At 61.6% G+C, this 24661-nt stretch carries 23 protein-coding genes; 2 read left to right on the top strand and 21 right to left on the bottom strand.

Annotation, left to right across the window (positions count from 1 at the left end):
* Window positions 1-255: 255 nt before the first annotated feature.
* The 9 genes from rpoS to DBO86_RS11965 form a co-directional block, all read right to left on the bottom strand.
* Window positions 256-1263, bottom strand: coding sequence for an RNA polymerase sigma factor RpoS (gene rpoS, locus DBO86_RS12005; RefSeq protein WP_004424060.1), 1008 nt, complete (start codon window positions 1261-1263; stop codon window positions 256-258).
* A 101-nt stretch (window positions 1264-1364) separates the two neighbouring features.
* Complete coding sequence (locus DBO86_RS12000; RefSeq protein ID WP_004424059.1) at window positions 1365-2243, bottom strand: peptidoglycan DD-metalloendopeptidase family protein; 879 nt, start codon at window positions 2241-2243, stop codon at window positions 1365-1367.
* Between the two features lie 48 nt (window positions 2244-2291).
* Window positions 2292-3230: a polyprenyl-phosphate transporter gene (locus DBO86_RS11995; RefSeq protein WP_017674761.1), complete on the bottom strand. Its 939-nt coding sequence runs from the start codon at window positions 3228-3230 to the stop codon at window positions 2292-2294.
* 25 nt (window positions 3231-3255) lie between these two features.
* Window positions 3256-3930 carry a protein-L-isoaspartate(D-aspartate) O-methyltransferase gene (locus DBO86_RS11990; RefSeq protein ID WP_017674762.1) on the bottom strand — a complete coding sequence of 225 codons (675 nt, stop codon included), beginning with the start codon at window positions 3928-3930 and terminating at the stop codon, window positions 3256-3258.
* A complete protein-coding gene (gene surE / locus DBO86_RS11985) occupies window positions 3930-4679 on the bottom strand; it encodes a 5'/3'-nucleotidase SurE (RefSeq protein ID WP_108233764.1) in 750 nt (249 codons plus the stop codon). Before surE ends, DBO86_RS11990 begins: the two co-directional genes overlap by 1 nt.
* Complete coding sequence (truD, locus tag DBO86_RS11980; RefSeq protein ID WP_074855722.1) at window positions 4667-5725, bottom strand: tRNA pseudouridine(13) synthase TruD; 1059 nt, start codon at window positions 5723-5725, stop codon at window positions 4667-4669. Before truD ends, surE begins: the two co-directional genes overlap by 13 nt.
* Window positions 5722-6195, bottom strand: coding sequence for a 2-C-methyl-D-erythritol 2,4-cyclodiphosphate synthase (gene ispF / locus DBO86_RS11975; RefSeq protein WP_004424049.1), 474 nt, complete (start codon window positions 6193-6195; stop codon window positions 5722-5724). Before ispF ends, truD begins: the two co-directional genes overlap by 4 nt.
* A gap of 105 nt (window positions 6196-6300) precedes the next feature.
* A complete protein-coding gene (gene fghA, locus DBO86_RS11970; RefSeq protein ID WP_004424047.1) occupies window positions 6301-7143 on the bottom strand; it encodes an S-formylglutathione hydrolase in 843 nt (280 codons plus the stop codon).
* A 114-nt stretch (window positions 7144-7257) separates the two neighbouring features.
* Window positions 7258-8370: an S-(hydroxymethyl)glutathione dehydrogenase/class III alcohol dehydrogenase gene (locus DBO86_RS11965; RefSeq protein WP_108233763.1), complete on the bottom strand. Its 1113-nt coding sequence runs from the start codon at window positions 8368-8370 to the stop codon at window positions 7258-7260.
* A 187-nt stretch (window positions 8371-8557) separates the two neighbouring features.
* Between DBO86_RS11965 and DBO86_RS11960 the strand changes: the two genes are divergently transcribed.
* Both DBO86_RS11960 and DBO86_RS11955 read left to right on the top strand, forming a co-directional pair.
* The gene (locus DBO86_RS11960) at window positions 8558-9454 is read left to right on the top strand and encodes a LysR family transcriptional regulator (RefSeq protein WP_004424045.1); all 897 of its coding nucleotides are present in this window, start codon (window positions 8558-8560) and stop codon (window positions 9452-9454) included.
* Between the two features lie 142 nt (window positions 9455-9596).
* Window positions 9597-9920 (top strand): HPF/RaiA family ribosome-associated protein, encoded by a 324-nt coding sequence (locus DBO86_RS11955; RefSeq protein WP_004424043.1) that lies wholly within the window; start codon window positions 9597-9599, stop codon window positions 9918-9920.
* A gap of 15 nt (window positions 9921-9935) precedes the next feature.
* On the opposite strand, the gene ispD is transcribed toward DBO86_RS11955, so the two are convergent.
* From ispD to fabZ, 12 genes are all read right to left on the bottom strand, one after another.
* On the bottom strand, window positions 9936-10634 hold the full coding sequence (gene ispD / locus DBO86_RS11950; RefSeq protein ID WP_004424041.1) for a 2-C-methyl-D-erythritol 4-phosphate cytidylyltransferase: 699 nt from the start codon (window positions 10632-10634) through the stop codon (window positions 9936-9938).
* The gene (locus DBO86_RS11945; RefSeq protein WP_039964483.1) at window positions 10631-10909 is read right to left on the bottom strand and encodes a septum formation initiator family protein; all 279 of its coding nucleotides are present in this window, start codon (window positions 10907-10909) and stop codon (window positions 10631-10633) included. The genes ispD and DBO86_RS11945 overlap by 4 nt, the downstream gene beginning before the upstream one ends.
* A gap of 476 nt (window positions 10910-11385) precedes the next feature.
* On the bottom strand, window positions 11386-12675 hold the full coding sequence (eno, locus tag DBO86_RS11940) for a phosphopyruvate hydratase (RefSeq protein WP_004424037.1): 1290 nt from the start codon (window positions 12673-12675) through the stop codon (window positions 11386-11388).
* 292 nt (window positions 12676-12967) lie between these two features.
* The gene (gene kdsA / locus DBO86_RS11935) at window positions 12968-13813 is read right to left on the bottom strand and encodes a 3-deoxy-8-phosphooctulonate synthase (RefSeq protein WP_004424035.1); all 846 of its coding nucleotides are present in this window, start codon (window positions 13811-13813) and stop codon (window positions 12968-12970) included.
* A 3-nt stretch (window positions 13814-13816) separates the two neighbouring features.
* Window positions 13817-15448, bottom strand: a complete 1632-nt coding sequence (locus DBO86_RS11930) for a CTP synthase (protein ID WP_004424033.1) — start codon at window positions 15446-15448, stop codon at window positions 13817-13819.
* 151 nt (window positions 15449-15599) lie between these two features.
* Window positions 15600-16922: a tRNA lysidine(34) synthetase TilS gene (gene tilS / locus DBO86_RS11925; RefSeq protein ID WP_108233762.1), complete on the bottom strand. Its 1323-nt coding sequence runs from the start codon at window positions 16920-16922 to the stop codon at window positions 15600-15602.
* 58 nt (window positions 16923-16980) lie between these two features.
* Window positions 16981-17931 (bottom strand): acetyl-CoA carboxylase carboxyltransferase subunit alpha, encoded by a 951-nt coding sequence (locus DBO86_RS11920; protein ID WP_039964481.1) that lies wholly within the window; start codon window positions 17929-17931, stop codon window positions 16981-16983.
* A gap of 137 nt (window positions 17932-18068) precedes the next feature.
* Window positions 18069-21599 (bottom strand): DNA polymerase III subunit alpha, encoded by a 3531-nt coding sequence (dnaE, locus tag DBO86_RS11915; protein ID WP_108233761.1) that lies wholly within the window; start codon window positions 21597-21599, stop codon window positions 18069-18071.
* A gap of 71 nt (window positions 21600-21670) precedes the next feature.
* A complete protein-coding gene (gene rnhB, locus DBO86_RS11910) occupies window positions 21671-22297 on the bottom strand; it encodes a ribonuclease HII (RefSeq protein ID WP_074855707.1) in 627 nt (208 codons plus the stop codon).
* The gene (gene lpxB, locus DBO86_RS11905) at window positions 22297-23430 is read right to left on the bottom strand and encodes a lipid-A-disaccharide synthase (protein ID WP_004424024.1); all 1134 of its coding nucleotides are present in this window, start codon (window positions 23428-23430) and stop codon (window positions 22297-22299) included. The genes rnhB and lpxB overlap by 1 nt, the downstream gene beginning before the upstream one ends.
* A 5-nt stretch (window positions 23431-23435) precedes the next feature.
* Window positions 23436-24212, bottom strand: a complete 777-nt coding sequence (lpxA, locus tag DBO86_RS11900) for an acyl-ACP--UDP-N-acetylglucosamine O-acyltransferase (protein ID WP_108233760.1) — start codon at window positions 24210-24212, stop codon at window positions 23436-23438.
* A complete protein-coding gene (gene fabZ, locus DBO86_RS11895; protein WP_108233759.1) occupies window positions 24209-24649 on the bottom strand; it encodes a 3-hydroxyacyl-ACP dehydratase FabZ in 441 nt (146 codons plus the stop codon). Before fabZ ends, lpxA begins: the two co-directional genes overlap by 4 nt.
* Between the last annotated feature and the right edge of the window lie 12 nt (window positions 24650-24661).

The following is a 24661-nucleotide window of genomic DNA, read 5'->3' as shown; positions in this document are numbered from 1 at the left end:
CGCTGCGCCGCCTCATCCGCTTCCTGTTCGTCAGGCCAGCATTTTGCCTCGGGCTTCCTTCAGGTTCGCAGTCACCCGCGACACCCTTGCCTCTGGCTAACGCTTCCCCTTGCCGGGTGTGTAGAGGACTTTCACCTCCAAGTCGCCAGGCTCACCACCACAGTGAACCCGACAGCGCCAGTCACGGCGCTACGCGCCATGCCTGGCGCACCATAAAAACCAGGCCGGAGCCGGGTTCATAATCGAAGCGAAACCTCACTGGAACAAGGCGTCGCTGGACAAGCCGTTCTTCTCCAGGATTTCCCGCAGACGCTTGAGCGCCTCAACCTGAATCTGCCGCACCCGCTCGCGGGTCAGACCGATCTCCTGCCCCACTTCTTCAAGTGTACAGCTTTCATGGCCGCGCAGACCGAAGCGGCGCACAACGACTTCCCGCTGTTTGTCGGTCAGGTCGGAGAGCCACTGATCGATGCTCTGCGACAGATCATCGTCCTGCAACAGCTCGCAGGGATCGGTCGGACGATCATCGGTCAGGGTGTCGAGCAGCGTCTTGTCCGAATCCGGACCGAGCGAGACGTCCACCGAGGACACTCGCTCGTTGAGGCCGAGCATACGCTTGACCTCGCCCACCGGTTTTTCCAGCAGGTTGGCAATTTCTTCTGCAGAAGGCTCATGGTCGAGCTTCTGGGTCAGTTCACGAGCTGCACGCAGGTATACGTTGAGCTCCTTGACCACATGAATCGGCAAACGGATGGTTCGCGTCTGGTTCATGATGGCGCGTTCGATGGTCTGGCGGATCCACCAGGTTGCATAGGTCGAGAAACGGAACCCTCGCTCCGGATCGAATTTTTCCACGGCGCGAATCAAGCCGAGGTTGCCCTCCTCGATCAGATCGAGCAGAGAGAGACCACGGTTGACGTAACGCCGAGCGATCTTCACGACCAGGCGCAGGTTGCTCTCGATCATGCGTTTGCGCCCGGCAGGATCACCCTTCTGCGCCAGACGCGCGAAGTGCACTTCCTCTTCGGGAGTAAGCAAGGGAGAGAAACCGATTTCGTTGAGGTAAAGCTGAGTGGCGTCTAGCGCCCGGGTGTAGTCGATGTATTTGTGCTGCTTGGAGGGGGTGGCGTTCTTGGCCTTGGTACGTGCGACCGGTGCTTCCACCTCATCGCCCTGAACCTCGCCGAAAACGATGCCTGGCTCCATGAGGAGCAGTTCATCGTCGACGTCAAACTCCGGCGCTTCTTTTTTGATGAGAGCCATTGTTGTTGTCCCTAGCTGAGTTCGACAACAGACTCTGGCGGAACCGTCCTGGCCACACCTGAGCCCGTCCCTCCTACGTGATGGAACGGGTCAGCGACGGATCAACGACGTGGCAGATATTGCAGCGGATCGACAGGTTTACCTTGGCGGCGAATCTCGAAGTGCAGCTTCACCCGGTCGGCTCCTGTGGACCCCATTTCGGCAATACTTTGCCCGGCTTTGACCTGCTGCCCCTCCCGTACCAACAACCTGCGGTTATGACCGTAAGCACTTACGTAGGTATCGCTGTGTTTGATAATGATCAACTCGCCGTAGCCCCGCAAACCACTCCCGGCGTACACCACTGATCCATCAGACGCAGCTAAAACAGGCTGGCCTAATTGCCCTGCGATATCAATGCCTTTATTCAAACTACCGTTTGAGGAAAAACGACTGATTACTGTGCCCTCGGTTGGCCAGGACCAACCACTGGCCGAGCGACTCACTGGTGTTACTGGCGTAGTCGCTGGCGTGTTGGCTACCGGCGGACGGGCGGGCTGAGTTGCAGGCGGTGCAGTCACGGCAACCGGCGGACGACTGGGCACTGGCTGAGTGACAACGGGCGAGGTGGCCGCAGGCGGTGCCGAAACGACCTGCTGACTGCTGCCCACCGGGCGGTTGTCGAAACGGATCGTCTGACCCACGCGGATCAGATAGGGATCGCGCAAACCGTTATGAGCAGCGAGTGCCTTCCAATCCCAGCCGAAACGAAAGGCGATCGAATAGAGGGTATCGCCACGCTGCACCACATAGTGGCCATCACGTACAGGCTGACGCTGAACCACCGGGGCACGCCCCTGGTTCTGGCCACGGTCGACCACCTGTACGCCACCCGGTGGCGAACTGACGCAACCGGCCAACGCGGAGGCGGCAAGCATGGCGAGCGGCAGGCGAAACGCTGCAACTGCGCGGACTAGCACGTGAAGGACGGTGAAACTCACCCAACTGCTCCCTGAATGATTCCGAGTACGGCGCCCATTGTGCCGTATTTATTCGGTGCGACCAGTATCGAGCACCTGACGACCAGCCAGCCACTCCAGGCCAAGCACCAAGGCGATACCGCCGATTGCCAATACCACGGCAAGCAAGAGCTGTGGGTCCTGGCCACTGATTTCTGCAAAATGCCCCGGTAGCAGATTGCTCTGCAGCAGCGGCACCTGCTCACCTTTACTGTCGATACGCCAGCTCAGGGTCTCCTTCCAGGGCCAGACCTTGTTCAGCGAACCCAGCATCAGGCCGACCAGAAACGCCAGACTGAGGTCACGCCAACGTGACAGCAGCCAACTGAGCAGACGCGCGAAACTGAGAATGCCAACCAGGCAGCCGCTGGCGAACACCGCCATAACCAGCAGATCGAGGTCCTTGACCGCCCCCAGCACCACCGAGTAAAGCCCGAGTAGAAGCAGGATGAAGCTGCCCGAGATACCCGGCAGAATCATCGCGCAGATGGCGATGGCACCGGCCAGGAACAGGGTTGGCAGATCACTGCCCCACTGCATCGGAGCGGCAACGGTGATCCAGTAGGCGAAAGCCAGGCCAAGCAGAAAACTCACCGCCCGGCTCCAGTTCCAGCGAATGATCTCTCGCCCGACCATATAGGTAGACACCAGAATCAGGCCGAAGAAGAACGACCATACCGGAATCGGATGGTACTCAAGCAGATAGGTGATCAGCCGCGCGAGTGTGAGAATGCTGGTCAGGATGCCGCACAGCAGCACCAGCAGGAACGTCGCGTTGGCCATCTGCCAGGCATCCTTGATGCGGCCCCGCAGCAGCAGCAGGAACGCTTCGGGAATACTGGCGATGGAGCGCAGCAGCTCGTCATAGATGCCACTGATAAAAGCGATGGTGCCGCCGGAAACGCCGGGCACGACATCTGCAGCGCCCATCGCCAAGCCCTTGGCATAGAGCAGAAAATATTTCTTCATGGATCCTTCCGCTGCGAAAAAGCGATCAAGCCAGCGGCCCGTTGAGTAGCGGCACGAAGCGCACCGCATCGAGCACGTGACGGGAAAAACCACCCTCTTCACGCACGATCAGCAGCAGTTGCTGCACATCGCCACTGCCGACCGGAATGACCAGACGTCCGCCTGGAGCCAGTTGATCGAGCAAGGCCTGCGGCACTTGCGCGGCGGCGGCGGTGACAATGATGCCGTTGTACGGACCGAGCGCGTTCCAACCTTCCCAGCCATCACCCCAGCGAAAGACCACGTTGCGCAGCTTGAGTTCGGCCAAACGCTCCTTGGCGCGATCCTGCAGCACCTGAATACGCTCGACCGAAAACACTCGCTCCACCAGTTGTGCCAGCACGGCCGTCTGGTATCCGGAGCCGGTGCCAATTTCCAGCACCTTGTCCAGCGGGCCCGCGGCCAACAACAGCTCGGTCATGCGCCCAACCATATAAGGCTGGGAAATGGTCTGGTTATGGCCGATGGGCAGCGCGGTGTCTTCATAGGCGCGGTGCGCCAGGGCTTCGTCGACGAACAGATGGCGCGGCGTACGGCGGATCACTTCCAGTACCCGCGCGTTGGACAGCCCTTCCTCATAGAGACGCTGGATCAATCGTTCGCGGGTGCGCTGCGAGGTCATGCCGATCCCGCTGCGCTGCATCTCGTCCTGTCCGCGCATCAGAAGATGCCCTCCAGCCAGCCATCCATAGTTTCAAGGGCCTCATTGAACGTGCGGTCGAGCCGTAGCGGCGTGATCGATACATAACCTTGCATCACGGCATGAAAATCGGTGCCCTGACTGCCATCCTCGACATCACCGGCGGCGGCAATCCAGTAACCTTCCTTGCCACGCGGGTTGACCACCTTGACCGGCGCCGCCGCACGCGCGCGATGACCGAGTCGGGTCAGCTGCACACCACGGATATGTTCCAGCGGCAGGTTCGGCACGTTGACGTTGAGTACGGTACGCGGCGGCAGTTCAAGGCGCTCATGCGCCTCCACCAGCTTGCGGGCGAAGTAGGCCGCAGTCGGCAGATTGTCGGGCAGGCGCGACAACAGCGAAAAGGCGAACGCCGGCTTGCTCAGGAAACGTCCTTCGAGCGCGGCGGCGACGGTACCGGAATAGAGCACGTCATCGCCCAGGTTGGCGCCCAGGTTGATGCCGGAGACGACCATATCCGGCGTCTGCTCGAGCAGACCATTGAGCCCCAGGTGCACGCAATCGGTCGGCGTGCCATTGAGGCTGATGTAGCCATTGGCCAGGGCCATGGGATGTAGCGGACGGTCGAGCGTCAGCGCACTGCTGGCACCGCTCCTGTCTTCGCCAGGGGCGATCACCACGCACTCGGCATAGTCGGCCAGCGCTTGGTGCAACGCAGCGATACCGGGCGTGTTCACCCCGTCGTCGTTGGAAATCAGAATTCGCATGGAGTATCCGTCTGCCCTGCTGGCACCAGATCGAGCAATTCGCGCACCACCACGGTGGCGAAACACCCGGCCGGCAGGACGAATGCAAGTTGCAGAATATCGGGTTCGGGATAATGCCATGACAGGCCGCCGATGGGGAGGCGCAGAATTCGCCGTTCGTGCGCCATGTCCGCCTTGATCAGCCATTGCACCAGTTGCGCAGCCTCATCGGCTACTTCCTGCTCCAGCTGCCGGGTCACACCAGCGCTCGGCAAAGGCCCGTCGCCCCACAGCGGCCCGGTCGGATGCAGGTCAAGAATGGCCAGGCGCGGGTCAATGCACTCAGTCTCGCCAGCCATGAAGAAACTGCGACTGGCAGTGAAGGCCAGCAAGTCACCGATCTGTGCCTGGTTCCAGGTGCCTGCCGCCACGCGCTTGGCCAGCACCTGATTGAACAAATAGCTGCGCGCCGAAGAGAGCAGGCGCGAGCGCAGGTTGCGCTGCACCGGCAACTCCAGGCGCGCGGCAAAATCGCACGCCTGCAGCACGTTACCGCCATCGAAGCCGAAACGCTGCAAGCCGAAGTAATTGGGCACGCCTTGCTCGGCGATACGCTGCAGGCGCTGCTCCAGCGCATCGCGATCAGCTTCGAGGGCTGTCAGGCGCAAGGTGAAACCATTGGCGGTATGGGCGCCACGCTGCAATTTGCGGTTATGCCGCTGACTGCGCAGGATGACCAGATCATCACCCTGCGCGGTCGCCAGATCGGGATCGGCCTTGCCCGGCAGGTGCAGGCTGAACCACTGGCGAGTCAGCGCCTGACGATCCTTGAGTCCAGCGTAACTGACCGCCTTGAGCGGCAGGCCGGCAGCGCGGGCGATACGCCGAGCGGCCTCCTCGGTATTCAGGCCGCGTTTTTCAACCCATAGCCAGAGGTGCTCACCCTGCCCAGTGAGCGGGATGTCGAGCACCTCGTCGACCTGGAAGTCCTCGGCCGTGGCCTTGAGCACCGCGCGCCCACAGGCCTCGCCGTGGGCACGCGGCCCGAGCAGTTGCAACTCGTTCATGCCTTGACCAGCAGGGCCACGGCGTGCACCGCGATACCTTCCTCACGTCCGGTGAAACCCAGCTTCTCGGTGGTGGTGGCCTTGACGTTGACCTGATCCAGCTCGATGCCCAGATCCTCGGCAATGCGCTCGCGCATGCTCTGAATGTGCGGAGCCATCTTCGGCGCCTGGGCGATGATGGTGGCGTCGACGTTACCCACCGCGTAACCCTTGCCCCGCACCAGGCCCATCACATGGCGCAGCAGGGCGCGACTGTCGGCACCCTTGAAGGTCGGATCGGTATCGGGGAAGTGCTTGCCGATGTCGCCAAGCGCCACGGCGCCAAGCAGCGCATCACTCAGCGCGTGCAGCAGCACGTCACCGTCGGAGTGAGCGACAAGACCGAATTTATGGGGAATCCGTACGCCGCCGAGGGTGATGAAATCGCCTTCGCCGAAGCGGTGTACGTCATAGCCATGGCCGATACGCATAAAGAACAACGCCCTGAAAAAGTCAGGGCGTGATTCTAACCGCATTGCCCCGTAGCCTGGATGAAATCAGAGAAGCGAATTTCGCGGATTTCATCCGGGCCACGACTACCGCAAAGCGGCAGCGTGATGACGCAGGTGATCGTCGATGAAGCTGGCGATGAAGTAGTAGCTGTGGTCATAGCCAGGCTGCATGCGCAGCGTCAGCGGATGAGCGGCCGCCTTGGCCGCAGCCTGCAACACCTGCGGCTTGAGCTGGCCTTCGAGAAAATCGTCACGATCGCCCTGATCGACCAGGATCGGCAACTTCTCCTCGGCCTCGGCGATCAGCACGCTGGCATCCCACTCACGCCAGCGCGAACGCTCCTCACCCAGATAAAGGGAAAAGGCCTTCTCGCCCCATGGACAGTTCATCGGATTGCTGATCGGTGAGAACGCCGATACCGACTGGTAACGCCCCGGATTCTTCAACGCACAGATCAGCGCACCGTGACCGCCCATGGAATGGCCGGCGATGCCACGCTTATCCGAGACGGGGAAGTTGGCCTCGATCAGCGCCGGCAACTCCTGCACCACGTAGTCGTACATGCGGTAGTGCGACGCGAAGGGCTCCTGGGTGGCATTGACATAGAAGCCTGCACCAAGACCGAAGTCATAGGCGCCATTGGCGTCATCGGCCACCCCCTCGCCACGCGGGCTGGTGTCCGGCGCGATGATGATCAACCCCAGTTCGGCTGCCATCCGCTGAGCGCCAGCCTTCTGCATGAAGTTCTCGTCGGTGCAGGTCAACCCGCTCAGCCAGTACAGCACCGGCAGCTTGGCGCCCTGCTCGGCCTGCGGCGGCAGATAGACGGCGAACACCATGTCGCAGTTGAGGCTGCTGGAGCGATGGCGGTAGCGCTTGTGCCAGCCGCCGAAGCTCTTGTTGCTTGAAACGATTTCGAGGGTCATGGCCACTCCGTAGGGTGCGCCACGCGCACCAAGGATTAGCGGTGCGCGCAGCCTAGGGAGGCCCCACGCACCCTACGAAAGAATCCGCACGACCATCAGCCGTGCGGCACGCCATCAGAAATGGATGACAGTACGAATGCTCTTGCCCTCGTGCATCAGCTCGAATGCTTCGTTGATCTGATCCAGCCCCATGTTGTGCGTGATGAAGGTATCCAGCGGGATTTCGCCTTTCTGCGACTTCTCGACATAGCTCGGCAGCTCGCTGCGACCCTTGACGCCACCGAAGGCACTGCCGCGCCAGACGCGACCGGTCACCAGCTGGAATGGGCGGGTGCTGATCTCGGCACCGGCCGGCGCCACGCCGACGATGGTCGACTCGCCCCAGCCCTTGTGGCAGCACTCCAGCGCGGCGCGCATCAGTTGCACGTTGCCGATGCACTCGAAGCTGTAGTCGACGCCACCGTCGGTCATCTCGACGATGACCTCCTGAATCGGCTTGCTGTAATCCTTCGGATTAACGAAGTCGGTGATGCCCAGCTCACGTGCCACGGCTTCCTTGGCCGGATTGATATCGATTCCGATGATGCGCGAAGCTTTGGCCATCTTGGCGCCGATGATCGCCGCCAGACCAATGCCACCCAAACCGAAGATGGCCACGGTGGAGCCCTCGGTCACCTTAGCGGTGTTGAGCACGGCGCCAATTCCGGTGGTCACGCCACAGCCAAGCAGGCAGACCTTCTCCAGCGGCGCCTCCTTGGGGATCTTGGCCAGGGAGACTTCCGGCAGCACGGTGTACTCAGAGAAGGTCGAGCAGCCCATGTAGTGATAGATCGGCTCGCCGTTGTAGGAGAAGCGGCTGGTACCGTCAGGCATCACACCCCTGCCCTGGGTGGCGCGCACCGAGCTGCACAGGTTGGTCTTGTTGGATTTGCAGAATTTGCACTCGCCGCACTCGGCGGTGTACAGCGGGATCACGTGGTCGCCGACCGCCAGCGAAGTGACGCCCTCGCCCACCGCCTCGACGATGCCACCACCTTCGTGACCGAGAATGCAGGGGAACACGCCCTCGCTGTCCTGGCCGGACAGGGTGTAGGCGTCGGTGTGACAGACGCCGGTCGCGACGATGCGCACCAGCACCTCGCCGGCCTTGGGCGGCGCCACATCGACTTCGACGATTTTCAGGGGTTCATTCGGGGCGAAGGCGACGGCGGCACGAGACTTGATCATGACAGTTCTCTCAGGGGGGGAATGGACAGTGGCCGGCAGTCTAGTTCATGTCCAATACGAGATAATCAGCAGAAGAGCAAAACATTATTGCTGTACAGGGATAATATTCGGCCTCCTTACATCGCCCGCAAGCGGGCTCCTACAGGGGCAGCCGGATGCAATCGGCAGCACAGGAGAAGAAGCATCGATGAATCGCTGGGAAGGACTCGACGAATTCGTTGCCGTCGCCGAATGCGGGCAATTCAGTGCCGCCGCCGAGCGCCTGGGATTGTCCACCTCGCAGGTCAGTCGCCAGGTCGCACGCCTGGAAGAGCGCCTGCAGAGCCGTCTGTTCTACCGCAGCACCAGGCGAGTAGCCCTGACCGAGGCCGGCCAGTTGTTTCTGCAACACTGCCAGCGCCTGCAGGATGCCCGCGAAGAAGCGTTGCGTGCAGTCGGCGATCTTGGCGCCGAACCCAAAGGGCTGCTACGCATGACCTGCGCCGTGGCGTATGGCGAGCGCTTCATCGTGCCACTGGTCAATGACTTCATGGCGCGACATCCACAGTTACGCGTCGAGATAGAACTGTCTAACCGCCCTCTCGACCTGCTTCACGATGGCTTGGACCTGGCCATCCGCCTGGGGCGCCTGCAGGACTCACGACTCATGGCCGCACGCCTGGCCCCCCGCGAGATGTACCTGTGCGCGGCACCCGAGTATCTGCAGCGCTACGGGCGTCCGCACTCGTTATCAGAGCTAGCCCGACACAACTGCCTGGTTGGTAGCAGCGACCACTGGAACTTTGCCCAGAACGACCGTGAAACCCAGGTGCGCATACAGGGTAACTGGCGTTGCAATAGCGGCCAGGCCGTGCTCGACGCAGCGCTGCGCGGATTTGGGCTGTGTCAGTTGCCGGACTATTACGTATTGGAACACCTGCGCAGCGGACGGCTGATCTCTCTGCTGGAGCAGCATCGCCCACCCAATACCGCAGTTTGGGCGCTTTACCCGCAGCAACGTCACCTTTCGCCCAAGGTACGCCAGTTGATCGACTCGCTGCGCCAGGGACTTGGCCAACGCGCCGAATACCTCGATCACTCCTGAGACTCTGTAACAACCTTGTGACCCAGCTGAACGGTCATGGAATGTCACAAGCCGGGCGAAACTTGAGCGAGACGACCGCGTCACAACCCATGCACCCCGCCCAAGCGGGCTCTCACGAACTCAGCTACATGAGGACATGGTTATGCAGGTTCTGGTCAACAGTGGTAAGCACGTCTCCTCCTCGATGGACTTCAAGGACGACATTCGCAGTCGCATCCGGGACAAGCTCCAGCGCTACGAGGACCACCTCACCCGGATTGAAATTCATCTCTCCGACGAGAACGCGCTCAAGAGTGGCCCACAGGACAAGCGCTGCAAGATCGAGGCGCGGATAAAGGGACGCGATCCGCTGACGGTCTCCCACGATGCCAGCGAACTGCACCAAGCCCTCGATGGCGCCATGAACAAGCTGACCAACGCGCTGGATCGCAACCTGGGCAAAGATGCCAAACGCTGGACACACTGATGCGACTGTTCTAGTTCAACGGCCTTGCGGCCATATGGACTGTAGATAATGCAGATCTTCCGGGCGGGTGACCTTGAGGTTGTCCGCCCGGCCTTCGATGAGCCGGGGCGACTGCCCTGCCCACTCCATGGCCGAGGCCTCATCGGTCACTGCCACACCTTCTTCCAGCGCTTGCGCCAGTGCCTCGCGTAACGCCCCCAGGCGGAACATCTGCGGTGTGTAGGCCTGCCAGATCACGCTACGATCCACGGTCTCCAACACTCGGCCATCGCTGCCGATACGCTTGAGCGTATCGCGCACCGGCACCGCCAGCAGGCCGCCGACCGGATCATCGGTCAGACTCTCCAGCAGACGAGCCAGGTCCGCCGGGGTGAGGTTAGGACGCGCGGCGTCGTGCACCAGCACCCAGTCATCGCTATCGGCACCACCGACCAGTAACGAGTCCAGCCCGGCCAGCACCGAGTCGGCGCGCTCACGCCCGCCAGGCGCACGGCGGATGCGCGGATCACGCGCCAGTGACAGCTGCGGCCAGAACGGGTCATCCACGGCAAGGCATACCACCGCGGCCAACAGGCCGGGATGATCGAGAAAACAATGCAGGGTATGTTCGAGAATGCAGCGGCCGGCGATCTGCAGGTACTGCTTGGGGCGGTCGGCGGCCATCCGCGCGCCGACGCCGGCGGCCGGGATCACCAGCCAGAATTTCGTGGTCATTCGGTCAACAGATAGAGGGTTTCACCCTCTTTGAGCATGCCCAACTCGTGACGCGCGCGTTCTTCCACGGTTTCCATGCCGCGCTTGAGCTCCATCACTTCGGCCTCGAGGATACGATTGCGCTCCAGCAAACGCTCGTTCTCGCCCTGCTGTTCGGCGATCTGCTGTTGCAGACGGCTGGCAGCAGCCAGGCTGCCGTCGCCGACCCACAATCGATATTGCAGACCGCCCAGCAACAGAACCAGCACGATAAACAGCCAATACGGACTACGCATGGAGCGGCTCGCAGATTGAGTCATCGGCATGGTAGGGGCTACGTTCATGCTTGAAAAGAAGCCGTCTGATGAGTGACATGGGGTTTCGGTACCTGCATCCGTGCATTGGTTCCCAGAGATCGACGAAGCGTCCACGAAAAAGGCCATGCCCGCAATGACGCAGCCTTTGTAGGAGCGGCTTCAGCCGCGAAAAATCGTGGATAAATCCGCTCCTACAGCATGCAGCGCAAACGCTGGAATAACCACGAAAAAGGGCGACTTGCGTCGCCCATTTTCAGGCTAGAACGATCTCGCGAGCTAGAGACCTGCAAGGCACAACGACCAACGGGAGTAATAGCCGAAGGCTGGCCCGAAGGGTGAACGCCAGCGAATCAAACAGGCAAGGAACGGTCGGGGTCGCGCTCGACTTTACTGAAGTAAATGAGCATTACTCATCTGTTTTTAACGCAGTAGGGCCGACGCGCAGCAGATCGTGATCAGCCGCGGAACTCGGCACGGCCCTTGTAGGGGGCTTTGCCGCCCAACTGCTCTTCGATACGCAGCAGCTGGTTGTACTTGGAAACGCGGTCGGAACGGCACAGCGAACCAGTCTTGATCTGACCGGCGGCAGTACCCACGGCCAGGTCGGCGATGGTGCTGTCCTCGGTTTCGCCACTGCGGTGCGAGATCACGGCGGTGAAGCCTGCAGCCTTGGCCATCTGGATGGCTTCCAGGGTCTCGGTCAGCGAGCCGATCTGGTTGAACTTGATCAGGATCGAGTTACCGATCTTCTCGTCGATGCCACGCTTGAGAATTTTGGTATTCGTTACAAACAAGTCGTCGCCGACCAACTGAACTTTTTGACCAATTTTGTCGGTCAGGACTTTCCAGCCAGCCCAGTCGGACTCGTCCATGCCGTCTTCGATGGAGATGATCGGGTAACGCTCGGTCAGGCCAGCCAGGTAGTCGGCGAAACCTTCGGCGCTGAATACCTTGCCTTCGCCAGACAGATCGTACTGACCGTCCTTGAAGAACTCGGAGGAAGCGCAGTCCAAGGCCAGGGTCACGTCATCGCCCAGCTTGTAACCGGCGTTGGCAACGGCTTCGGCGATGGCGGCCAGAGCGTCTTCATTGGAGGCCAGGTTCGGCGCGAAGCCGCCTTCGTCACCCACAGCGGTGTTCAGGCCACGGGCCTTCAGTACGGCCTTGAGGTGATGGAAGATCTCGGCGCCCATGCGCAGGGCATCGGCAAAGTTCTTGGCGCCAACCGGCTGCACCATGAACTCCTGGATGTCGACGTTGTTATCGGCGTGCTCGCCGCCGTTGATGATGTTCATCATCGGTACCGGCATGGAGTAGACGCCCGGAGTACCGTTCAGATCGGCGATGTGCGCGTACAGCGGCACGCCCTTGGCCTGGGCAGCAGCCTTGGCGGCAGCCAGGGACACGGCGAGGATGGCGTTGGCGCCCAGCTTGGCCTTGTTCTCGGTACCGTCGAGTTCGATCATCGCGCGGTCCAGGGCCTGTTGATCGGTCGCGTCCTTGCCCAGCAGCAGGTCACGGATAGGGCCGTTGATGTTGGCCACGGCTTTCAGCACGCCCTTGCCCAAGTAACGGCTCTTGTCGCCGTCACGCAGTTCCAGCGCTTCGCGCGAGCCGGTGGAGGCGCCGGACGGAGCACACGCGCTGCCGACGATACCGCCTTCCAGAATTACATCCGCTTCCACGGTGGGGTTGCCGCGGGAGTCGAGAACCTCACGACCCTTGATGTCGACGATCTTTGCCATTGTTGTTAACGCTCCAAAGGTTGACGATTAAGAACCAGCTCAAAGTCTGCTGCGCGTCGGGCCTGCTGCGTTAAAAACAGGCTCAGAATGCTCATTTACAACTCGTAAACTCCGCTTCTTCGCCTGTTTCTGCCTTGCATACCTCTAGCTCGCCAGCCTTTGAGCCGATTCTCTACGGCAGCAGCAGGCTGCGCGAGAGACCGCCGCTGCCCATTGGACAGACCGGCGGCACACTCTGACTCACGGGTCAGGGAGAATTTCTGGGGCGGCACTTTACCGGATTACGACCGGCTCAGGCAGTCTCGATCGGCGGAAAACTCTTGATCAGGTCATCCAGCTGCTTGAGCTGGGTGAGGAACGGTTCCAGCTTGTTCAGACGCAGGGCACAGGGGCCGTCGCACTTGGCGTTTTCCGGATCCGGATGGGCTTCGAGGAACAGACCTGCCAGGCCCTGGCTCATGCCGGCCTTGGCCAGGTCGGTGACCTGGGCGCGGCGGCCACCGGCCGAATCGGCACGACCACCCGGCATCTGCAGGGCGTGGGTCACGTCGAAAAACACCGGGTACTCAAACTGCTTCATGATGCCGAAGCCGAGCATGTCCACCACCAGATTGTTGTAACCGAAGGAGCTGCCGCGCTCGCAAAGGATCAACTGATCGTTACCGGCCTCTTCACACTTAGTCAGGATGTGCTTCATTTCCTGCGGGGCGAGGAACTGCGCTTTCTTGATGTTGATCACCGCTCCAGTCTTGGCCATGGCCACCACCAGATCGGTTTGCCGCGAAAGGAAGGCCGGCAGTTGGATGATGTCGCACACTTCGGCCACGGCAGCGGCCTGGTGCGGCTCGTGAACGTCGGTGATCACCGGCACGCCGAAGGTCTTCTTCACTTCCTCGAAGATCTTCATGCCCTCTTCCAGGCCAGGGCCGCGGAAGGAGGTGATGGAAGAGCGATTAGCCTTGTCGAAGCTGGCCTTGAACACGTAAGGGATGCCGAGCTTCTCGGTCACCCGCACGTATTCCTCGCAAGCCTGCATGGCCAGGTCGCGCGACTCAAGCACGTTGATGCCACCGAACAGCACGAACGGCTTGTCGTTGGCGATCTCAATGCCGCGAACCTTGATGATCTTCTGTGCCATTCGTTAAGCCTTCTTCGCTTTCTGCGCCAGAGCAGCGTTGACGAAACCGCTGAACAGCGGGTGACCGTCACGCGGCGTGGAGGTGAATTCCGGGTGGAACTGGCAAGCGACGAACCACGGATGATCCGGCGCCTCGACCACTTCGACCAGCGCGCCGTCGCCGGAACGACCGGTGACCTTGAGGCCAGCCTCGGTCAGTTTCGGCAGCAGGTTGTTGTTCACTTCGTAACGGTGACGATGACGCTCGACGATCACGTCCTTGCCATAGCAGTCGTGAACCTTGGAGCCGGCCTGCAGTTGGCAATCCTGGGCGCCCAGGCGCATGGTGCCGCCCAGGTCGGAGGTTTCGCTGCGCTGTTCGGTGGCCCCGGTCGCATCCTGCCACTCGGTGATCAGGCCGACTACCGGATGCTGGCTGGCCATGTCGAACTCGGTGGAGTTGGCGTCGGTCCAGCCCACCACATTGCGGGCGTACTCGATCACCGCGACCTGCATGCCGAGGCAGATACCCAGGTAAGGAATCTTGTTCTCGCGAGCGTACTGCACGGTCTTGATCTTGCCTTCCACGCCACGCAGACCGAAACCGCCCGGCACCAGGATGGCGTCGACACCTTCGAGCAGCGAGGTGCCCTGGTTCTCGATGTCTTCGGAGTCGATATAACGCAGGTTGACCTTGGTACGGTTCTGGATGCCTGCATGACTCATCGCCTCGATCAGCGACTTGTATGCATCGAGCAACTCCATGTACTTGCCGACCATAGCGATGGTGACTTCTTTTTCCGGATTGAGCTTGGCATCGACCACTCGATCCCACTCGGACAGGTCGGCACCGCCACACTCCAGGCCGAAACGCTCGACGACGAAGTCGTCCAGACCCTGGGCATGCAGCACGCCCGGAATCTTGTAGATGGTGTCGACGTCTTCCAGGCTGATCACCGCACGCTCTTCGACGTTGGTGAACAGGGCGATCTTGCGGCGCGAGGAGACATCGATCGGATGGTCGGAGCGGCACACCAGCACGTCAGGCTGTAAGCCGATGGAGCGCAGCTCCTTGACCGAGTGCTGAGTCGGCTTGGTCTTGGTCTCACCAGCGGTGGCGATGTACGGCACCAGGGTCAGGTGCATCAGCATGGCGCGCTTGGCGCCCACTTCCACACGCAACTGGCGAATGGCTTCGAGGAACGGCTGCGACTCGATGTCACCGACGGTGCCGCCGATTTCCACCAGGGCCACGTCGGCATCGCCGGCGCCCTTGATGATGCGACGCTTGATCTCGTCGGTGATGTGCGGGATGACCTGGATGGTGGCACCCAGGTAGTCACCACGGCGCTCCTTGCGCAGTACGTCTTCGTACACGCGACCGGTGGTGAAGTTGTTGCTCTTGCTCATCGTGGTGCGGATGAAGCGCTCGTAGTGACCCAGGTCGAGGTCGGTCTCGGCGCCGTCGTGGGTGACGAACACCTCACCGTGCTGGAACGGGCTCATGGTGCCCGGATCGACGTTGATGTAAGGGTCCAGCTTGAGCATGGTGACCTTCAGGCCCCGCGCCTCCAGGATGGCCGCCAGTGAAGCCGAGGCGATGCCTTTCCCCAATGAAGAAACAACACCACCCGTGACGAAGATGTAGCGCGTCATGAAAAACCCTAGAAGTCTGCGTTTAAGCGGTCAGTGCCGCCGGGGAAAGCAAAGGATCGCCATCAGTACGAACAATGGCATGCCCGCCAAGCTCCCTGAGGGAGTCGGCAAAAGCTGTATTAAGACGGGAGCGTAGTCTACCCGAAAGGCCTTACCAGCTCAAACCTTGCGCGCCGATAGGCGGCGACCAGTGCAGAGTCGCCCCGCCAGCCTGGATTTCTGACGATTGCGACAGGTTCGCCACCGCCATCAGTTCATCGCCATCGAACAGCAGCGGCAGACGTGGACGCACGAATCCCGGCACGCGCAGTTCGTTGAGCAGACGCTTGAGATCACGCCTGCCGCGCCCCGGCAGCTGCAGCGACTCACCACCCTGGCGGTAACGCAAATACCAGCGACCTAGCGGCAACTCGCCCTGTAGATGCACATGACCATTGCCGGGAAGTTCAACCGATTCGGAAAACGAGTCGCAGGCTAGATCGAGGGGATCGAGCGACCGCAGCCACTCACCACTGAGCCACCAAAGCCGACCATCGGCACGGTGCAACTCGCCATCGGTCAGTTTCCAGATCGGCGCCGCATCCGTGGCGGCATCACGCAGGTCACACCAGCCGGCCCAGTGATCGCTATCGGGCAGGCGCGTCAGTGGCGCCAACCAATGGCGCAGCAGATTTCGCTGACGAGCATCGCTCAGCGCGCTCACTGCCGACAGGTCCAGAGACGGTAGAGTCAACCATGGGCATGCCGAAACGCCATGAACAGTCGCCAGGTCCATCGCGGCCAACTCATCCAGCAATTGCTGAGCCTCGCCCACGTGCCTGGCGCTACGCGCGATATTTGCCGTGACCTGCGGCCAGCGCTCGGCCAGCAGCGGCATCACCTGTCTGCGCAGGAAATTGCGGCTGAAACGCTCGTCGGCATTGCTCGGGTCCTCGATCCAGACCATGCCATGAGTCTGCGCATAGGCCTGCAATTTCGCACGGGAACAGTCGAGCAGTGGTCGCACCAGGCTGCCCCGCCCCAACGGCCGACTGGCCGGCATCGCCGCCAGCCCGCGCACGCCGGCACCGCGCAACAGACGCAACAGCAGGGTTTCGGCCTGGTCATCACGATGCTGGGCGCCAAGCAATACCTCGCCAGAGCCCAGTCGCTCAGCGAACGCCGCATAACGCACCCGCCGCGCGGCCTGCTCCAGACTTGCCCCGGGCGCCACCTGCACCCTGACGACCTCCAAGGGAATATCCAGGCGGGCACAAAACTGCGCGCAATGCTCCGGCCAGGCATCGGCCGCCGGCTGCAGGCCATGATGGACATGAATGGCGGACAGCGGCGGCAGCTCCTCGTGCCGCGCCCAGTCGGCTAGCAGATGCAGCAACACGCTGGAATCCAGGCCACCGGAGAAGGCAATACGCCAGGCAGGGGCCGTACGCCAGGGCTGCAGAGCCTGGCGCAGGCGAAGTTCGAGAGCAGTCATCATTCAAGCTTAAACAACAACGAGCCCGAAGGCCCGTTGATATATGCGCAGAAAAGACTCAGGCGATGCCGTAGCTCATCAGACGGTCATAACGACGCTTGAGCAGCGTTTCGGTGTCATACTTCTGCAGGCTGGCCAGTTGCTTGGTCAGCTCCTGGCGGATCGACTCGGAAGCCGCAGCCGGATCGCGGTGTGCGCCGCCCAGTGGCTCGGCGATGACCTGATCGACGATACCCAGATCCTTCAGGCGCTCGGCGGTGATGCCCATGGCTTCAGCGGCATCCGGCGCCTTCTCGGCGGTACGCCACAGGATCGAGGCGCAGCCTTCCGGCGAGATCACCGAATAGGTGGAGTACTGCAACATGTTGAGCTGGTCGCAAACACCGATGGCCAGTGCACCACCGGAACCACCCTCACCGATAACGGTGGCGATGATCGGGGTTTTCAGGCGCGCCATCACCCGCAGGTTCCAGGCGATGGCCTCGCTCTGGCCGCGCTCCTCGGCATCGATACCCGGGTAGGCACCGGGGGTGTCGATGAAGGTGAGAATCGGCATCTTGAAGCGTTCGGCCATTTCCATCAGGCGGCAGGCTTTGCGATAGCCTTCCGGGCGCGGCATGCCAAAATTACGGCGCACCTTCTCGCGCACCTCACGGCCTTTCTGGTGGCCGATGATCATCACCGGCTGATCACCCAGACGGGCAATGCCACCGACGATGGCGGCATCGTCGGAGAAGTGCCGGTCGCCGTGCAGTTCATCGAACTCGGTGAAGATGTGCTGGATGTAATCCAGGGTATACGGGCGGCGCGGATGGCGTGCCAACTGGGCGATCTGCCAACTGGTCAGGTTGCCGAAGATGCTTTCGGTCAGTGCGCTGCTCTTGTCCTGCAGGCGGGCAATCTCGTCGCCGATGTTCAGCGAATTGTCATTACCAACCAGGCGTAGCTCTTCGATCTTGGCTTGCAGGTCGGCGATCGGCTGTTCGAAATCGAGGAAATTCGGGTTCATAGTCATCCGTCTTGCGTCGACGGCCAAGTGGCCGGGGAGCTGTATCCATTAGGCGCCATACCTTAAGGGATAGGGCGCAGCGGGTCGACACCCTCGGGTGCCTTTGCTGTCACGAAGAGGAAATTCCCTCTCGTATATCAGCGGTAGTGCAAAAAGACGTTGTCGCGCCCGAACTGGTCACGCAATGCCTGAATCAAAGTGTCGGCCGGATCGATTCGCCAGGCGTCGCCAAATTGAAGCAAGGCGCGCGCCTGCTCGCCACTGTAGTCGACGGTCACCGGGCAGGCACCCTTGTGCTTGCTGCACAGTTCGGCCAGCCATCGCAGACGATCCCCCTTCAATGCCTCACCGGCGACTTTCAGCCGCAGGCTGTCGGCCAGGCCGGTACGTGCTTCTTCCAGACTCATCACGCGCTTGGCACGCAGACGCAGGCCACCGGAGAAGTCGTCATTACTGACTTCGCCCTCGACTACCACCAGCGCATCATTCTGCAGCAGCGCCTGGTTGCTGGCGAAGGCATCGGCGAAGAGCGAAGCCTCGATGCGCCCGGAGCGGTCGTCGAGGGTGATGAAGCCCATCTTGTCGCCCTTCTTGTTCTTCATCACCCGCAGGTTGACGATCATCCCGGCGATGGTCTGAGTATCGCGCGCCGCCTTCAGTTCGACGATGCGCTGGCGGGCGAAACGGCGAATCTCGCCTTCGTACTCGTCGATGGGGTGGCCGGACAGGTAAATGCCCAGGGTGTCCTTCTCACCTTTCAGGCGCTCCTTGATCGGCAGTTCGCGGGCCTTGCGGTGATTGGCGTAGACGTCGGCCTCGGGCTCGGCGAACAGACCGCCGAACAGGTCCATATGGCCGCTCTCGGCGCTGCGCGCGGTCTGCTCGGCGGACTGCACGGCCTCTTCCATGGACGCCAGTAGCACGGCGCGGTTCTTGTCCACGCTGGCCTGGTAGGCCTTGAGCTCGTCCTGATAGTACGGGCCAAGGCGATCCAGCGCGCCGCTGCGGATCAAGGCTTCGAGGGTGCGCTTGTTGATGCGCTTGAGGTCGACGCGATTGCAAAAGTCGAACAGATCCTTGAACGGACCACCTTCGGCGCGGCATTCGACGATGGCCTCCACCGGCCCCTCGCCCACACCTTTGACCGCACCGAGGCCGTAGACGATACGGCCGTCGTCGTTGACGCTGAACTTGAACTCGGAGACGTTCACGTCCGGCGGATCGATGCGCAACTTCATGTTGCGGCACTCTTCGACCAGGATCACCACCTTGTCGGTGTTGTGCATATCCGCTGACAACACGGCGGCCATGAACGGCGCCGGGTAATGCGCCTTGAGCCAGGCAGTCTGGTAGGAGACCAGGCCGTAGGCAGCCGAGTGCGACTTGTTGAAGCCGTAGCCGGCGAATTTTTCCACCAGGTCGAAAATGTTGCCGGCCAACTCGGCATCGATTCCATTCTTCGCACAGCCTTCGATAAAGCCACCGCGCTGCTTGGCCATCTCCTCGGGTTTCTTCTTACCCATGGCACGACGCAGCATGTCCGCGCCACCGAGGGTGTAGCCGGCCATCACCTGAGCGATCTGCATCACCTGCTCCTGGTACAGGATGATGCCGTAGGTGGGCTTGAGCACCGGCTCCAGACCGGCGTACTGGTAGTCCGGGTGCGGATAGGAGAGCTCGGCGCGACCGTGCTTGCGGTTGATGAAGTCATCCACCATGCCGGACTGCAGCGGGCCCGGACGGAACAGCGCCACCAGTGCGATCATGTCTTCCAGGCAGTCGGGCTTGAGCTTCTTGATCAGCTCCTTCATACCGCGCGATTCGAGCTGGAAGACCGCGGTGGTCTCGGCCTTCTGCAGCATGTCGTAGGTTTTCTTGTCATCCAGCGGGATGAAATCGATGTTGACCAGGTCCTCGTCCGAGGCACCATCACGCTTCTGGATGCGGTGGATGGTCTCCATCGCCCATTTGATGATGGTCAGCGTACGCAGACCGAGGAAGTCGAATTTGACCAGGCCGGCCTGCTCGACGTCGTCCTTGTCGAACTGGGTCACCAGGCCACCGCCCTCCTCGTCACAGGCGATCGGCGAGAAATCGGTGAGCTTGGTCGGCGCGATCACCACACCACCAGCGTGCTTACCAGTGCCGCGCACCACACCTTCGAGCTTGAGCGACATGTCCCAGATTTCCTGGGCCTCTTCGTCGTTCTTGAGGAACTCGCGTAGCGGCTCCTCCATCTCGTAGGCCTTCTCCAGGGTCATGCCCACTTCAAAGGGGATCATCTTCGACAGACGGTCGGCCAGGCCGTAGGACTTACCCTGCGCCCGGGCCACGTCGCGCACCACCGCCTTGGCCGCCATCGAGCCGAAGGTGATGATCTGGCTCACCGCGTTGCGCCCGTATTTCTCAGCTACGTAGTCGATCACCCGGTCGCGACCATCCATGCAGAAGTCGACGTCGAAGTCGGGCATGGAAACCCGCTCGGGATTGAGGAAGCGTTCGAACAGCAGGTCATAGGCCAGCGGATCGAGGTCGGTGATCTTCAGCACATAGGCGACCAGCGAACCGGCACCCGAGCCCCGGCCAGGGCCGACCGGTACGCCGTTGTTCTTGGCCCACTGGATGAAGTCCATCACAATCAGGAAGTATCCGGGGAAACCCATCTGAATGATGATGTCGAGTTCGAAGTTAAGGCGGTCGATATAGACCTGCCTCTTGGCCTCGTAATCCGGCGTATCCTTGGGCAGCAATACCTGGAGACGCTCTTCCAGCCCCTCGAAGGAGGCGTGGCGCAGGTAGTCGTCGATGCCCATGCCATTGGGCGTGGGGAAGTCCGGCAGAAAGTATTTGCCGAGTTGCACGTCGATATTGCAGCGTTTGGCGATCTCCACGGTGTTTTCCAGCGCTTCCGGCAGATCGGAGAACAGCTCCCACATTTCCTCGGCGCTTTTCAGGTACTGCTGATCGGAGTAATTGCGCGGCCGGCGCGGATCGTCCAGGGTGCGGCCTTCACCGATGCAGACGCGGGTTTCGTGGGCCTCGAAATCACCCTGCTTGATGAAGCGCACGTCGTTGGTCGCCACCAGCGGCGCCTCGACGCGGTCGGCCAGGGCCACGGCGGCGTGCAGGTACTCTTCGTCACCGACACGACTGGTGCGCTGCACTTCCAGATAGAAACGGTCCGGAAACACCGCCATCCACTCGCGCAAGCGCGTTTCGGCCAGCGCCTCATCACCGGCCAGCAGCGCCTGGCCGACTTCGCCTTCACGCGCGCCGGACAAGGCAATCAGGCCTTCGGCGGCCTCCTTGACCCAGTCACGCTGAATGATCACCAGGTCGTTGCTCTGCCCTTCGGCCCAGCCGCGGGAAATCAGCTCGGTGAGATTGCGGTAGCCCTTGGCGTTCATCGCCAGCAGGGTCAGGCGCGTCAGCGGGCCGTCCTCCTCGGCGCTGGCCAGCCAGATGTCGGCGCCGCAGATCGGCTTGATCCCGGCGCCCATGGCCGCCTTGTAGAACTTCACCAGCGAGCACATGTTGCTCATATCGGTGACGGCCACCGCCGGCATGCCGGCCCCGGCCACGGCCTTGATCAGCGGTTTGACCCGCACCAGACCATCGACCAGGGAGTATTCGGTGTGCAGACGCAGGTGGACGAAAGCTTGGGTCATGGGCGGCCTTGCAGGTGAAAACGACAAAGCGCGGATTGTAGCCTAAGAGGGTCTGGCTTAGGGCCAGAGGTTCAGATCGGGGCTGCGATGCAATCGACAGCTACAGGCTCGAGCAACGCACGCACCGGTGCGAAGGAACGCCGATGAATAGGCGTCGGCCCCAGGCGCTGCAGGGCTTCTAGGTGAACGGGCGTGGGATAGCCCTTGTGGCCAGCGATGCCGTAACCGGGATAGAGGCGATCCATCTCCACCATCTCGCGGTCGCGACTGACCTTGGCCAGAATAGATGCCGCAGCGATGGCCGGCACCCGACTGTCGCCCTTGACCACCGGGGCACTGGGCACCGCCAGTTTCGGGCAACGGTTGCCGTCGATCAGCGCCAACTTGGGCGTCACGCTCAAGCCTTCGACGGCACGCTGCATCGCCAGCATGGTGGCATGCAGGATATTCAGCTGGTCGATCTCCTCCACCTCGGCGCGGGCGATGCACCAGGCCAGGGCCTTCTCGCGAATCTCATCGAACAACACCGCGCGACGCGCCTCGGAAAGCTTCTTCGAGTCATTCAGGCCAAGAATCGGCCGCGCCGGGTCGAGGATCACCGCCGCCGTGACCACCGCACCGCAGAGCGGGCCACGACCGACCTCGTCAACCCCCGCGACCAGTTCCTCAACCAGCGTGAAGTCGAGCCCCAGCTGCATCAGTCGCGCTCGGCCAGCTTGAGCACCGCGTCAGCCGCCGATACCGAGGCATCACGGCGCAGCGCGCGATGGATCAGATCAAAGCCCTCGGTCTGCACCTGACCACCGTCGATCAACGGCGCAACGGCCTGGGCCAAAGCCTCGGGAGTCGCCGCATCCTGAATCAGCTCAGGTACCAGCAGGCGCTCGGCCAGCAGATTGGGCAGCGAGATATAGGGGCTCTTCACCAGGCGTTTGAGGACGCGATAGGTCAGTGGCGCTACGCGGTACGCCACCACCATCGGCCGCTTGTACAGCAGCGCTTCCAGGGTCGCGGTACCCGAAGCGATCAACACCGCATCGCAGGCAGCCAGCGCTTCATGGGAGCGGCCATTGAGCAGCGTCAGCGGCAAATCACGCCCGGCCAGCATCTGTTCCAACTGCTCGCGGCGCTCGGGCGTGGCGCAAGGCAGCAGGAAATGAATCCCCGGACGCAGTGCGCGCAGACGAATCGCCGCATCGAGAAACAGCTCACCGAGACGCGCGACTTCACCACCACGACTGCCGGGCATCAGGGCCACTACCGGCTCGTCCTGTGGTAGATCCAGCGCCTCGCGCGCAGCAGCACGATCAGCTTGCTGCGGAATCGCATCGGCCAGCGGATGACCAACGAAGCGCACCGGCACCTGATGCTCGTCGTAAAACTGCGCCTCGAACGGGAACAGGGTCAGCATCAGGTCGCAGGCTTCGCGAATCTTCAGCACGCGCTTCTGCCGCCAGGCCCAGACCGAGGGGCTGACGTAGTGCACGGTCTTGATTCCGGCACGGCGCAGCTTGAGCTCCAGGCCCAGGTTGAAATCGGGTGCATCGATGCCGATGAACACGTCCGGTTTGGCAGCAATCAGCTCGCGAGCCAGTTGACGACGGCGGCGGAGCAACTCGAACAGACGGCCAAGCACCTCGACCAAGCCCATCACGGCCAGGCGCTCCATCGGGAAAAAGGATTTAAGGCCTTCGGCCTCCATGCGCGCGCCGCCAACACCAATGAACTCGGCATCCGGATGGCGCTGTTTGATGGCCTGCATCAGGCCGCAGCCGAGGATGTCACCGGACGCCTCACCGGCGACCAGTGCGACGCGAATAGGTCTGCTCATAGGTATCAGCGCGTGATACCGCGCGTGGAAGCCTGAATCGAATCACGGAAAATCGCCACTTCCGGGAACTGCGCAGCGGACTCGGCCAGCTCGGCCAGTGCCTGCTCGACGGTCAGCCCCTGGCGATAGACCAGCTTGTAGCCCTTGCGCAGGGCAGCGATGGCCTCGGCGGAGAAACCACGCCGGCGCATGCCCTCGAAGTTCATGCTGCGCGCCTCGGCCGGGTTACCGAACACGGTAACGAAAGCCGGAACATCCTTGCCAATCGCGGTGCCCATGCCCGAGAAGCTGTGTGCGCCAATGCGGCAGAACTGATGCACCAGGGTATAACCGGACAGAATCGCCCAGTCATCGACCCAGACATGCCCAGCCAGTGCCGTGTTGTTGACCAGAATGCAGTGGTTACCGATCACACTGTCATGGCCGATATGGGCATAGGCCATGATCAGGTTATGGTTGCCAATGGTGGTTTCGCTGCGATCCTGCACGGTGCCACGGTGAATGGTGACACCCTCACGAATCGTGTTGTGATCACCGATCACCAGACGCGTCGCTTCGCCCTTGTACTTCAGATCGGGCGTATCTTCACCCACCGAGGAAAACTGGTAGATGCGGTTGTGCTTGCCAATGACGGTCGGCCCCTTGAGCACCACGTGCGGGCCGATGACTGTACCCTCGCCGATTTCCACATCGGGCCCGACAATGCTCCACGGGCCGACGACGACGTCGTCGGCCAGTCTGGCACTGGGGTCGATGATGGCGCGAGGGTCAATCGAAATCATAGCTTGCGTTCCGCACAGATGATTTCGGCAGAGCAGACTTCCTTGCCGTCGACGGTGGCGCGGCACTCGAATTTCCAGATGCTGCGACGGTCGCTCAGGTACTTGGCCTCCAGCACAAGCTGGTCGCCCGGCAGCACCGGAGAGCGGAAACGCAGTTTGTCAGAACCGACGAAGTAGTACAGGGTACCGTCAGCCGGCTTCACACCCATCATCTTGAAGCCGAGGATCCCAGCGGCCTGCGCCATGGCCTCGATGATCAGCACGCCTGGCATGATCGGATGCTCGGGGAAGTGACCGTTGAAGAACGGCTCATTGATGCTGACATTCTTGTAGGCGCGAACAGTCTTGCCTTCGACGTCCAGGTCCACCACACGATCCACCAGCAGGAAAGGATAGCGGTGCGGCAAATATTCACGAATTTCGTTGATGTCCATCATGTCCGGTTAAGC

It is taken from the genome of Ectopseudomonas oleovorans, from assembly GCF_003052605.1.
GTDB lineage: Bacteria > Pseudomonadota > Gammaproteobacteria > Pseudomonadales > Pseudomonadaceae > Aquipseudomonas > Aquipseudomonas oleovorans_A.
This window is presented reverse-complemented; position numbering and strand designations above follow the sequence as displayed.

What these genes read in the sequence shown, in the direction of transcription:
- rpoS (WP_004424060.1), bottom strand. Translation starts at nt 1,263, where the DNA reads ATGGCTCTCATCAAAAAAGAAGCGCCGGAGTTTGACGTCGACGATGAA.
- DBO86_RS11995 (WP_017674761.1), bottom strand. Translation starts at nt 3,230, where the DNA reads ATGAAGAAATATTTTCTGCTCTATGCCAAGGGCTTGGCGATGGGCGCT.
- DBO86_RS11990 (WP_017674762.1), bottom strand. Translation starts at nt 3,930, where the DNA reads ATGCGCGGACAGGACGAGATGCAGCGCAGCGGGATCGGCATGACCTCG.
- surE (WP_108233764.1), bottom strand. Translation starts at nt 4,679, where the DNA reads ATGCGAATTCTGATTTCCAACGACGACGGGGTGAACACGCCCGGTATC.
- truD (WP_074855722.1), bottom strand. Translation starts at nt 5,725, where the DNA reads ATGAACGAGTTGCAACTGCTCGGGCCGCGTGCCCACGGCGAGGCCTGT.
- ispF (WP_004424049.1), bottom strand. Translation starts at nt 6,195, where the DNA reads ATGCGTATCGGCCATGGCTATGACGTACACCGCTTCGGCGAAGGCGAT.
- fghA (WP_004424047.1), bottom strand. Translation starts at nt 7,143, where the DNA reads ATGACCCTCGAAATCGTTTCAAGCAACAAGAGCTTCGGCGGCTGGCAC.
- DBO86_RS11965 (WP_108233763.1), bottom strand. Translation starts at nt 8,370, where the DNA reads ATGATCAAGTCTCGTGCCGCCGTCGCCTTCGCCCCGAATGAACCCCTG.
- DBO86_RS11960 (WP_004424045.1), top strand. Translation starts at nt 8,558, where the DNA reads ATGAATCGCTGGGAAGGACTCGACGAATTCGTTGCCGTCGCCGAATGC.
- DBO86_RS11955 (WP_004424043.1), top strand. Translation starts at nt 9,597, where the DNA reads ATGCAGGTTCTGGTCAACAGTGGTAAGCACGTCTCCTCCTCGATGGAC.
- ispD (WP_004424041.1), bottom strand. Translation starts at nt 10,634, where the DNA reads ATGACCACGAAATTCTGGCTGGTGATCCCGGCCGCCGGCGTCGGCGCG.
- DBO86_RS11945 (WP_039964483.1), bottom strand. Translation starts at nt 10,909, where the DNA reads ATGCGTAGTCCGTATTGGCTGTTTATCGTGCTGGTTCTGTTGCTGGGC.
- eno (WP_004424037.1), bottom strand. Translation starts at nt 12,675, where the DNA reads ATGGCAAAGATCGTCGACATCAAGGGTCGTGAGGTTCTCGACTCCCGC.
- kdsA (WP_004424035.1), bottom strand. Translation starts at nt 13,813, where the DNA reads ATGGCACAGAAGATCATCAAGGTTCGCGGCATTGAGATCGCCAACGAC.
- DBO86_RS11930 (WP_004424033.1), bottom strand. Translation starts at nt 15,448, where the DNA reads ATGACGCGCTACATCTTCGTCACGGGTGGTGTTGTTTCTTCATTGGGG.
- tilS (WP_108233762.1), bottom strand. Translation starts at nt 16,922, where the DNA reads ATGACTGCTCTCGAACTTCGCCTGCGCCAGGCTCTGCAGCCCTGGCGT.
- DBO86_RS11920 (WP_039964481.1), bottom strand. Translation starts at nt 17,931, where the DNA reads ATGAACCCGAATTTCCTCGATTTCGAACAGCCGATCGCCGACCTGCAA.
- dnaE (WP_108233761.1), bottom strand. Translation starts at nt 21,599, where the DNA reads ATGACCCAAGCTTTCGTCCACCTGCGTCTGCACACCGAATACTCCCTG.
- rnhB (WP_074855707.1), bottom strand. Translation starts at nt 22,297, where the DNA reads ATGCAGCTGGGGCTCGACTTCACGCTGGTTGAGGAACTGGTCGCGGGG.
- lpxB (WP_004424024.1), bottom strand. Translation starts at nt 23,430, where the DNA reads ATGAGCAGACCTATTCGCGTCGCACTGGTCGCCGGTGAGGCGTCCGGT.
- lpxA (WP_108233760.1), bottom strand. Translation starts at nt 24,212, where the DNA reads ATGATTTCGATTGACCCTCGCGCCATCATCGACCCCAGTGCCAGACTG.
- fabZ (WP_108233759.1), bottom strand. Translation starts at nt 24,649, where the DNA reads ATGATGGACATCAACGAAATTCGTGAATATTTGCCGCACCGCTATCCT.